This window comes from Thermus thermophilus HB8 (genome assembly GCF_000091545.1).
Classification (GTDB): Bacteria; Deinococcota; Deinococci; order Deinococcales; family Thermaceae; genus Thermus; species Thermus thermophilus.
This window is the reverse complement of record NC_006463.1, coordinates 1-9322: the sequence shown is the minus strand read 5'-3', so window position 1 is coordinate 9322 and position 9322 is coordinate 1. Positions and strand designations below refer to the sequence as shown.

14 protein-coding genes are annotated in these 9322 nt (G+C 69.0%); 3 read left to right on the top strand and 11 right to left on the bottom strand.

Annotation, left to right across the window (positions count from 1 at the left end):
- Positions 1-114: 114 nt before the first annotated feature.
- The 3 genes from TTH_RS11330 to relB all read right to left on the bottom strand — a co-directional run bounded on the left by TTH_RS11330 (position 115) and on the right by relB (position 1100).
- Positions 115-552 carry a MerR family transcriptional regulator gene (locus tag TTH_RS11330; RefSeq protein ID WP_011229284.1) on the bottom strand — a complete coding sequence of 146 codons (438 nt, stop codon included), beginning with the start codon at positions 550-552 and terminating at the stop codon, positions 115-117.
- Between the two features lie 82 nt (positions 553-634).
- Positions 635-904, bottom strand: coding sequence for a type II toxin-antitoxin system RelE family toxin (locus TTH_RS11325; protein ID WP_011171672.1), 270 nt, complete (start codon positions 902-904; stop codon positions 635-637).
- On the bottom strand, positions 888-1100 hold the full coding sequence (gene relB / locus TTH_RS11320) for a type II toxin-antitoxin system RelB family antitoxin (protein WP_011171671.1): 213 nt from the start codon (positions 1098-1100) through the stop codon (positions 888-890). The genes TTH_RS11325 and relB overlap by 17 nt, the downstream gene beginning before the upstream one ends.
- 85 nt (positions 1101-1185) lie before the next feature.
- Here relB and TTH_RS11315 point away from each other — a divergent pair, with 85 nt between their 5' ends.
- Positions 1186-1398, top strand: a complete 213-nt coding sequence (locus TTH_RS11315) for a DUF2283 domain-containing protein (RefSeq protein ID WP_011229283.1) — start codon at positions 1186-1188, stop codon at positions 1396-1398.
- Here TTH_RS11315 and TTH_RS11310 read toward each other — a convergent pair.
- From TTH_RS11310 to fliC, 7 genes are all read right to left on the bottom strand, one after another.
- Positions 1395-1667, bottom strand: a complete 273-nt coding sequence (locus tag TTH_RS11310) for a DUF5647 family protein (RefSeq protein ID WP_011171670.1) — start codon at positions 1665-1667, stop codon at positions 1395-1397. The genes TTH_RS11315 and TTH_RS11310 overlap by 4 nt on opposite strands.
- The gene (locus TTH_RS11305) at positions 1661-1990 is read right to left on the bottom strand and encodes a DUF7718 family protein (RefSeq protein WP_011229282.1); all 330 of its coding nucleotides are present in this window, start codon (positions 1988-1990) and stop codon (positions 1661-1663) included. Before TTH_RS11305 ends, TTH_RS11310 begins: the two co-directional genes overlap by 7 nt.
- A 9-nt stretch (positions 1991-1999) precedes the next feature.
- Positions 2000-2383, bottom strand: coding sequence for a hypothetical protein (locus tag TTH_RS11300; protein ID WP_011229281.1), 384 nt, complete (start codon positions 2381-2383; stop codon positions 2000-2002).
- Positions 2380-3159 (bottom strand): hypothetical protein, encoded by a 780-nt coding sequence (locus TTH_RS11295; protein ID WP_011229280.1) that lies wholly within the window; start codon positions 3157-3159, stop codon positions 2380-2382. Before TTH_RS11295 ends, TTH_RS11300 begins: the two co-directional genes overlap by 4 nt.
- 1964 nt (positions 3160-5123) lie before the next feature.
- Positions 5124-5297, bottom strand: coding sequence for a DUF2442 domain-containing protein (locus TTH_RS11290; protein WP_224065261.1), 174 nt, complete (start codon positions 5295-5297; stop codon positions 5124-5126).
- A 71-nt stretch (positions 5298-5368) separates the two neighbouring features.
- On the bottom strand, positions 5369-5845 hold the full coding sequence (locus tag TTH_RS11285; RefSeq protein ID WP_011229278.1) for a hypothetical protein: 477 nt from the start codon (positions 5843-5845) through the stop codon (positions 5369-5371).
- A gap of 13 nt (positions 5846-5858) precedes the next feature.
- Positions 5859-6569, bottom strand: a complete 711-nt coding sequence (fliC, locus tag TTH_RS11280; RefSeq protein ID WP_164926131.1) for a flagellin FliC — start codon at positions 6567-6569, stop codon at positions 5859-5861.
- Between the two features lie 489 nt (positions 6570-7058).
- Between fliC and TTH_RS11760 the strand changes: the two genes are divergently transcribed.
- Both TTH_RS11760 and TTH_RS11275 read left to right on the top strand, forming a co-directional pair.
- Entirely contained in the window at positions 7059-7181 is a 123-nt protein-coding gene (locus tag TTH_RS11760; protein WP_263405781.1) for a hypothetical protein, read from the top strand.
- Complete coding sequence (locus tag TTH_RS11275; protein ID WP_011229276.1) at positions 7175-7447, top strand: DUF5647 family protein; 273 nt, start codon at positions 7175-7177, stop codon at positions 7445-7447. Before TTH_RS11760 ends, TTH_RS11275 begins: the two co-directional genes overlap by 7 nt.
- Before the next feature lie 593 nt (positions 7448-8040).
- On the opposite strand, the gene TTH_RS11270 is transcribed toward TTH_RS11275, so the two are convergent.
- A complete protein-coding gene (locus TTH_RS11270; RefSeq protein WP_011171673.1) occupies positions 8041-9294 on the bottom strand; it encodes a primase C-terminal domain-containing protein in 1254 nt (417 codons plus the stop codon).
- Positions 9295-9322: the final 28 nt, after the last annotated feature.

The following is a 9322-nucleotide window of genomic DNA, read 5'->3' as shown; positions in this document are numbered from 1 at the left end:
AGGATGGAGGCCTCCTGGGGAGGAGAGGCCTCGGCGGTTAACCCGGCCGAGGTCTGTTTCATTCATGCCCCCCATTCTAGCGACAAGCCCCGGGACCAAGCGGTAGTCCCCAGGTCAATGCCCCCAGAACCGCCACCAGGGCCGCCTCCGCGGGGGCTCCAGGGCCTTCAGGGCCTCCCGGAGGCGGGCGTTCTCCTCCCGCAGGGCCCTTAGCTCCCCCTCCACCCGCTCCAGCCGCTCGGCCAGGGCCCGGAGGAGGGCCAGGGCCTCCCCCTCGGAGGGGAGGGCGAGGGCCGGGAAGTCTCCCTGGACCCGGGCCAGGGCCTCCTCCAGGGGGAGGCCTTCCCGCAGGTGGGCCTCCCGGGCCGCCCGGAGGCGGGCCAGGGCCTCCTTGGGCCAGAGCCGTCCCCCCCGGGGATCCCGGGGCAGGGGACCTACCAACCGCTCCCACAGGGCGGCGTAGCGCCGGAGGGTGGCCGGGGAGACCCCCAGGGCCCGGGCGGCCAAGGCCGGGGGCAGGAGGGTCGGGTCTTCCCCTTCCGGGTGCTCCACGACCCCAGTCTACCCAGGCGCTCAGGGTGAGCGCTCACCGCTCACCCCGGGCGCTGAGCGGGCGCTCACCCCCCGGGGGTCCCTAGCGGTAGACGTCCCGGCGGTGGCCCACCCGCAGGACCAGGACCGTCGCTTCCCGGTCTTGGATGTGGCAGATCAGGCGGTAGTCCCCCACCCGGTACTTCCAAAACCTCCCCAGCTCCGGCCCGCGCAAGGGCTCCCCGAGGCTGCGGGGGTCTTCCAGGGTAGCCACCCGCTCCCGAAGAAAGCGCAGGATGCGGCGGGCCACCTCGCGGTCCAGCTTCTCCAGCTCCTTCTCCGCCCGGGGGTCGAACTCAATCCGATAGCCCAAGGCGGCGCTCCACCTCGTCCAGGGGGATGCCGGGGAGGCGCTCTTCCAGGCGCTCCACCGCCAGGTAGTAGTCCTCCAGGTCGTCCAGGTACTCCAAGAGGGCCTGGCGGACGTAATAGCTCTTGCTGCGCCCCGTCTTCCGGGCAAGGGCCGTGAGGCGTTCTTCGATCTCCTTGGGCAGGCGGACGACCACCATTGCTATACAAGTATAGCGCCCTAGGGGCCGGGCCCTAAGCCTACCCTACAGGCGCTCAGGGTGAGCGCTCACCGCTCGCGGGGGAGTGGAACCAGAAGCCGACGCCCTTTACATCGCCTTCGGGGAGGCCCCGCCACCGTGGAGGAGGTGGCCCCGGGGGGTGGCCCTGAACTGGGACAGGGAGGGAAGGCTCCTGGGGATTGAAATCCTGGACGCTAGCCACCGCCTCTCCGATCCGAAGTCCCTCTCTCGCCTCCTGCTGGAGGCCCTTCCCGTCTGGGAGAAAGCGGGGGCCTAGGCCGCCCGGGCGGGGAGGATGGGCCCCTCCGGGGCGATGATCAGCCGAAGCTCCTCACCCTGGAAAAGGGCGTAGACCATGGGGCCTTCCCCCGCGCTCCGCTTAGCCGCCTCCAGGGCGTAGGCCATCAGCTCGGGGTCCGATGGGTCCAGAGCCACCAGGACAAAGGGGTGGGGAAGGGCCTCCCGCAACCCGGGATCCCGCAGGAGGTGCTCCACGAAGAGGCCGTGCAGACGGCCGATCCTGAGCTCCATGGGGTTCCTCACCATGCCTCCCTCCCCTCGGCCTTCGCGGCCTTGTAGGCCTCAATGTACTCCCAGGCCCGGGCAAGGAGGTCGTCCCGGGCACGGTTGAGGTCTCCCCCGGAGGTGGGGGAAAGGTGGGGCATGGGCTCATGACGGGCGATGCGGTTCCGGTCCCGGTGTGGGAGGCCTCCTGCGGTGTCGTACCGGGCCACCCAGACGAAGCGCCCTTCCTCAGGGTCCAGCCATTCCAGCTGTACCGCCCAGGAAAGGAGCCTTCCCCGCTCCACGTTCCACTCCACGCGGATCCGGTAGTCCAAGAGGGGCAGGAGATAGTGCTCCCAGGGCACGGGCCCAGCCTACTCGAGAAGCCGCCGCACCCACGCCTTCCTGGCCTCCCGGTAGGCCTCTCGCTTCGTGGAGGCCCGAACCACGATGGGCTCTCCTGGCCCCTCGGCGCTGGCCACGTACCCCTCCCCCTCGGGATCCCGGGCCGCGCTGGGGGCCCCGTACCGGTCCCAACCGTCCACGAGGCGGTCGGCGATGGCCTCGACCAGGAGGCCCCAGAGGGCCTCCTCCCAGGCCTCGGGGGGGAGGCTCCTGGGATCCTCCTCCCCCGTGGCGGCGGAAAGGGCCTCGAGAAGAGGCCCCAGGTGGGGGTGGCGCTCAGCTCCCTCCACCACGATCTCGGCGTAGCGGTGGGCCACGTGGGCCAGGTGGCGGATCAGGTCACGCTCGTTCATGCTCCCCTCCGGTGCATCTCCCACCACTCCCCGAGGGTTCTCGGGGGCTCCTCGGGGTAGAGGCGCATCCCCACGGGGGAGAGGGGGGTGCGGGGCCATCCCTCCAGCCCCGCCCGCCACGGCGGGGCCTTCCACTGGCCCGAGGGGTCCCGCAAGTGTCTATCTCCCCAATACTGCTGCACCCTCTTGCGGATCTCCTGGATCTGGCTCCACACGCCGCTGAACATGGGCAGGTGCGCCAGGGTGCGCATGTGGAGCACGAGCCTCCGCCAGTCCCCCTCGGCGGCGTAGGCCAGGGCCGCCTCCAGGAGGGCCCGGTAGAAGCCGTCCTCCAGGAACCAGGTCCACCGCCCCCGCTGGTCCGTTCGCAGGACGTACGCGGGCGTCCATCCGTCCCGCCAGGCCACCCAGTAGAGGGGCGCGCGCGGGTTGGCGCTGGGGTCCACCCGCCGCATCCTCTCCCCGGGGAGGGGGGCGGTGGCCACGATGAGCATGGGCCAGGTGGGGGGAGGGTTCTCCGGGGGCATCACGCTCACCGGGGCCAGGAGGAGCTGGGCCACGGGGAGGCGGGCGCGGCGCCTCACCGCCCGGGCGGCCCGGTCGAGGAGGACGGCGTGGAGTTCATCTAGCGTCCTCACGGCCGCCAGGATGCGGTCCGTGGGGGCGGTCTGGACCTGCCAGTACCGGTACCCGTCCCGGCTCACCAGGCGCAGGGCCTGGGCCAGGAGGGCCGTCTGGCCTCTGAGGAGGGGGTAGTCGGCCGGATCCCTGGTCATGTGGCCAGGGTGCCACCCCGGTCGTGGGGGGGTTGAAAATTAAAAAGGCCGCACGAATGCACGCAGTTTCGGGCGGTTTTTAGGCGGTTAGTCAAACCAAATGAGGTTCCAGGGGGGCGGCCCAGGGGGGCGGCGGCAGTTTTTTTTGCCACCTCCCCCCCTCCCCTAACATTGGGACGGCCTGAACCCGGGGTGGCGCCTGGGGTCCTGGAAGCGGCGGCGGTGCCCCCACACCGCTGTCGTTGCCGGGGAAGCCGCGTGCGTCCGGAAATGGGCGCTGGCGCGGCACTCAACGCGGGGCCTGCAGGCTGAGAGGCCTGCGGTCTATCGCAATCCAAACCCCGAGGGATCGGGGATCTGTAGGAGGACGGGCGACCCGGACAGGTCGGGCCTGAAATGGCCCGGCTGTCTGCCCCGAAAGTGGGGAGAGGGCGTAGCCCCAGAGGGCGTAGCCTACCCCGCCGCCGGTGGGTGGGGAAATCGGAACCCACCTGCCGGTGCCCCGCTGGCGCAGCGCTGAGGCCGGCGGCGAGACGCCGGGTGTCGGTCGTGCGGCCGCACGACCGGCTGGGCCGTAAGGCCCCAGGCCGCCGAGGGAGGCGGTGGCACAGGGGGGGAAGCGGAAGCGGAAACCCCTGGCCGCGCATAGCTCGCGTCCGAAATGGGGGTGAGAAACCCCCTACGGGGAAGTACCGGTGCCGATGGACGCCACGCCCGGCGCGGGCCCCCCTAACCGAGCTCTGGAACCTCGTAGGGTGGGGGGATCCGGTTTTCGGAAACCGCGCTGGGCCGCTGGTCAGGCGGGCCGGGTTGTAGGGGCAGACTAACGGGGGAACCTCCAGGCGGCAGCTCCCTGACGGGTGGGGGCCCGGATGACGGGAGAAGCCGTAGGGTGACGAAACGCCGGCTCGTAGGGGGAAGATCCCGAGGGGCTGGCGCGATAAGTGCCCGTGCTGGAGGGGGAGACCAGGCGAGTAGGTCACGCGCGGGGCTAGCGTTCGGGGTCGTCCTCACCCGGCGGTGTCCCACGCGGCGACGTGAAGGCGCTCTGTACCGAAAGCCTGGACCGGATCAGGACCTCAGCGCCACTTGGGGGCGGGGTTTTCCCGCCCCGACAACCGGGTTTTGGGAGGCCCGAGGGGAAGTTGGTAGTACCCGAGGGTTTGAGCGTGGACAACTACTGGCGCTTGTCCTCCCCCAGGGGAGCCCTCCGGGAGGGGGCGGATCCTGACGGGAGGCGGGCGTGGCGGCCACGGGCCTAACCGTGGCGGCGGAGGCCGGCCAAACGGCCAGCCACGGCGTGCTCCCGGCCGTACGGGAGGGCGCGGTCCGGCCCACGGGACCAGCCACGGCGTTCCTCCGGCCGTACAGGGGGAAACCGCTGGGCGGGCGCGCGTGAAAGGAGGAGATGCACGAGAGTTGACTGCGTGAGAGCGAGAGTTGACTGCGTGAGCGAGTGGAGCTAACCGCACCAGCGGCGTGGAGAACGGTCATGGCAAAAGGCCCCCGGGGGTTACCCCCGGGGGATCTTCGTTTTGCCCCTAGGGGCCGGGAGGGGGTTTGCAAGTCCATGCCTGCCCCTATCCCCGAGATCCCCGGGGGTTAGGTTGCATAAAACCCGCAGGTCATCCCGGGATCCCCGGCAAGCCTATGCGGTCTAGGGGGGCAGTTTGGCCTAGTTTTTGCGCGAAAGTTCGCCTTCACGAAGGAGCCCCCCTCGAGGGCGGGCCGGGCACGCCGTCGGCCGGGGTCCGGCCCGCCCAAGGGAAGGGGCCCCTGGCCCGCCCTAAGGTCCCTGGGGCCGGAGCGAAAGGGAGTAGCCCCGCCAGGGCAGGGCCTTAGGACCTAAAGGGCGCTCGGTGCGCCTGATCGCTTGGGTTCACGGGAGGAAGCTCCAGTACCACTTCAGGTAGCCCGCCTCGTTGGGGTCTTCCACGATGACCAGCACCTTCAATCCCTTGCCTTCATACATGTCCCTGGGCATCAAGCGCGGGCCTGGGGTAGTCAACCGCCCATTTAGGGGGAGCCCCGTCCAGGGCCCGAACGGGAAGCTCCAGGGCCGAGAGGTCCACCACCCCCTCCTTCCCGTCCGAGAAGCGAAGCCAGAGCTTGAGGCCCTCCAGGGGCCTGGCCTCCACCACCTCCGCCGTAGGGAGAGCGGAGCTGGGCACCCTGTCAGAACCACCGCCTCGGAGCTAAAGGCCTTTATTCATCGGTACGCCCAGTACCAGCGCAGGTACCCGGGCTGGCCGCCGTCCTCCACCACCACGAGGACGGGGGTCTTCTGATTGTCGACGAAGTAGTCCCGTGGCGGCCAGCGGGGGCCGGGGGTGGTCAGGTGGCGGCCCTCCCCGGCGTTGCAGTAGAAGGTCAGGTCGTACTTCTCTGGGCGGTCGCTCGTGTAGAAAGGTAGCAGCGTGACGGGCCCATAACTAGGAGTCGGAAAAGGAATGATCTCCCCCGGTCCCGGGGGCGTGGGAGGGGAGGTGGTGGGCTTCAGGGGCAGGCTGTAGAACCCTGGGTTGTTGGTGCTCACCGCTCCCGCTCCTCCGGGGCAGAGGCTGGGATTCTGGGGGTAGTACAACACATGAAGATCTATGGGAGTAAGAACAAAGACCCATTCACCACAGGCCGAAAACAGCACCGCCAGCGACGCCAGCAGGCCAAGGCCGACGAGCTTACGCACCCTTCACCACCCCCTAGCGGCTGATGCGCCACACCCCGTTGGAGAGATCGTAGTAGTCGCTGAGGTAAATCTCAATGGGACCAAAAGGACGGGGGGAAAGACCCTCCTTCCCGTTGTCCACCGTGGCGAAGTTGGCGGACCAGTCCCAGTACTCCACCACCCGGTAGCGGTAGGCCGGGGCGTAGTGGAGGTAGTAGGACGACCCGCTACGTATCTGTGCGCTGTCGTAGAGAACCACCGCCGGAAGATCCCTATTCCCGATGGTGTCCTTGAGCAGCCCGTTGGTGGTCCAGGTGTACTGGGTGTAGCTCACCCAGGCGATGGGGCCGGTGATGGGGATGTAGGGGTTCAGGAGGAAGGAGGCGTCGAAGTCGCGCAGGTAGGCCCCCGTCACCCGCACCGGCAGGCCGTTGTCCGCCAGCCAGCGGTTAGCCCCCGGGGCGTAGTCCTTGGGCAGGACCGCCTGGTCCAGTCCAGCCTGCTTGCCGTTCAGGGCCTGGGAGATCCAGGCGTTGTAGATGTTCTTCCCGTTCTGGGTGGTGAGTTTCACCGGCCAGAGGGCCAGCTGGGCCCACTGGGGAAGACCTGAGGGGATCCTTGCGCTCCCCGGCACCGTGACGGAGTACCCCGAGAAGCTGAGGTCGTCCTTGGGGAGCCTCAGGGTGATGTCCCAGGGAATCCCCTCCAGGCCCCGCTGGCGGTAGACTTCCAAGATCCGGAGCACGGATACCGGGCCGCAACCGATGGCGTGGTTTTGGCCCATGTCCCAAGCGTACGCCTGGATCAGGTCCCAGGCTCCCCAGGTGTTGTTGGGGTCGCTCTGGAAGGGGCGTTGAGGGGGTTGGTGTAGACCTGCTTAGGAGTTCCTCTCCAATACCAAGGGTACGAAATGTTTTGCTGGTTCCCGAAGTCGCCTGGCAAAGTGTTCGTGCTGGCGGTAAAAGACACGTACCCCGCGTTCCGGTAGGCGGTGCACGCCCACAGGAACCAGGAGAGGCACTGTCCCGGAAGGGTGGCCTGTGGGCTCACCTGGTCCCGGAAGAACTCCGTGGCGAGGTCCAGGGGCTTGGGATCCCCGCCCAGGGACTGGGGAGAAAGCCCCTGGGGAGAGGGGACCGGGGGCGACTTCTCAATCAGTCGGTCCCACCGCTTTGCCAGTTCGTCCAAGAAGCCGTTCTTCCGGTGGGCTTCCCGCATCGCCTCCCATGAGCCCGTGGACCTTCCTGAGGACCCCGGCGAGGCAGCGAGGGTGGCGGAGAGGGAGCTCTCCTTGAAGGCCGAGGAGTACATTGAGGCTTACCGGGCCGCAAAGGCCCAAGGGAGGGAAGGATGGTGAACCCTGCAGAAAGGCTGGCGGAGCTGGACGGGGTCCTGATGCAATACCTCCTGGAGGCGGACCTCCTCCGGGAGCTTCCCCCCACCTACCGCCTGGTCCTCCTTCCCCTGGACGAGCCCGAGGTGGCGGCCCAAGCCCTGGCCTGGGCCATGGAGGCTCCCAACCCCGAAGGCTGGCCCTCCGTCTACGCCCTCTTCCTCCAGGGCAGGCCCATCCGCCTACTCCTGCTGGGGAAGGAGGTTGAGGTAGCCCCCAGGGCCGCCTAGAGGGCGGGGCACCCGGGGCTTCAGGAAGAACTTTTTTCCTCGAAGAAGCGCGCCAAGGCTCTGGTGAGCGCCCCGTAACCCAGGCCGGCTATGGAGGGGTTCTCCCTGTCTACGCTTGAGCGCCCGAGGGCCGGTCCAGCCCCCGGGCCAGAGCGGGCTCCGGACCCTGCCCCCAGAAGGACCCTCTCACCCGTCCTAAGGCCCCTAGAAGGCCGGGGGGCGGGGGGAGGGGTGGGATTGGTGCCCCCCGCCCACCCCCCGCCTTAAAAGCCGTTTTAGGGGCGGTCCTCGAGGGGGAAAATCAGTGTTTTTGCCGTCCTGGACGATGAAAATTGCGTGCGGGCGGGGTAAATATGTGAGTTATCTCACTTTCTCTCGGATCTCAAGGTGTCTACCCCAAGAAAAACAAAATTTTTGCGGCTTCCAGGAAAAAGAAGGGGGACTTTAGCCGTCAACTACGCTAAGGAGACTCTCTAGGTTCTCCAATACAGCCCCTTCGGGGCTGGCGGGGGTTGCACCCCCGCACCCCCGCCTGTATACCCTGATAGCCACCAGCTTGGGGCACATTTTTGGGGTTTGTGCCGTCCTGGACGCTACTCCCGCATCCTCTTCAACCACTTGGAGGCGGTATGGGGCTTGACCCCCGCCTCCCGGGCCAGGGCCCTGGCCGTGACCCGCTCCCCCCGGGCCTGGAGGCGCTTCAGGGCCTCCGTGAGCTTCTCCTCGGCCTCCTGCCTGCGCCGGGATCCGCGCCGCCTTCCGCCCTCCCGCACCGCCTCCTGGAGCTCCTGGCCCTGGAGGGGCGGGATCAGGGCCCGGGCCTGGGGAGAGAGGCGGCTCCGGTCCGGCCTCCCCGTGGAGGAGACCGGGTAGACCCTCGCCCCCCGGTAGTTCCGGTAGGTCCACTTGGCCACGCTCTTCGCCGTGTGGTGGACCTCCCGGGGGTCAAGGGGCCCCTTGGGGTGGTCCCGGAAGAGGGACTGGTTCAGGGCGTGGGCCCTCTGCTCCACCCAGGCCCGGAAGGCCTCCTCCCCCCCGGGGACGCCCCGGAAGAGGGCCACGTGGGCGTAGGCCTCCGCCCGCAGGCGGTCAAACAGGGCGTTGTTCCGCCCGTAGGAGGCCAGGCCCGGGTCCACCCGCCTCCGGGTCCCGGAGGGAAGGAGCCCCCGGAGCTCCCGGTGGAGGTCCCGCAGGCTCCACCGCTTCCCCCCGCCCCAGGTCCACTCCGGGGGGTGGAGGAAGGGGTTTCGGGAGAGGAGACCGTTGTAGCCCGGGTCCGCCCCGTAGTAGGCCTCCAGCAGGGCCTCCACCTCCGCGAGAAGGGCCAGGGCCCCCTTCAGGCTCCCCTCCCGCCCGGGCGGGGGCGTGAGGGGGATGGGGTCCAGCTCGTACCAGGCGTGGAAGTGGCCCGATCTCGGGTTGACCAGGACCAGGGAGGGGGGGAGGGCGTGGATCCGCTCCTCCACCTGGGGCCAGGGGAGGTCCACGTCCACCACCAGCCGCAAGACGGCGTGGGGGTAGTGGCCCACCTGGACGTGGACCCGCTTCAGGGCGTTCTCCCGCTTGTAGATGCGCACCCCCTCCTTGGGGTCGTCCGTGGCGTAGGGGTAGCGGGGGAGAGTCTGGGCGAAGTGGGCGAGGTAGGGCCGCTGGAAGGCCTCCCGGGCCCGCTCCGGGCGGAGGGGAGGGGCCAGGAGGTGGGCGCGGAGGGCCTCCGGGGAGAGGCCGCGCAGGGCGGCGTAGGCGCGAAGAACCACCTCCCCCAGGTCGGGGTTTATCTGGAAGAGTCCTGCGATTTTAGCGAGGGTGTCCGGGATTTGCGCTTCCGGCCGGGTGTGGTGCTCCATCTCTTGCCTCCTTCCCCCCGGCCGGGTT

Excerpts from the sequence above, each read along its gene's own strand:
- relB (WP_011171671.1), bottom strand. The coding sequence starts at position 1,100 with ATGGTGGTCGTCCGCCTGCCCAAGGAGATCGAAGAACGCCTCACGGCC.
- TTH_RS11310 (WP_011171670.1), bottom strand. The coding sequence starts at position 1,667 with ATGGTGAGGAACCCCATGGAGCTCAGGATCGGCCGTCTGCACGGCCTC.
- TTH_RS11300 (WP_011229281.1), bottom strand. The coding sequence starts at position 2,383 with ATGAACGAGCGTGACCTGATCCGCCACCTGGCCCACGTGGCCCACCGC.
- TTH_RS11295 (WP_011229280.1), bottom strand. The coding sequence starts at position 3,159 with ATGACCAGGGATCCGGCCGACTACCCCCTCCTCAGAGGCCAGACGGCC.
- TTH_RS11275 (WP_011229276.1), top strand. The coding sequence starts at position 7,175 with ATGGTGAACCCTGCAGAAAGGCTGGCGGAGCTGGACGGGGTCCTGATG.
- TTH_RS11270 (WP_011171673.1), bottom strand. The coding sequence starts at position 9,294 with ATGGAGCACCACACCCGGCCGGAAGCGCAAATCCCGGACACCCTCGCT.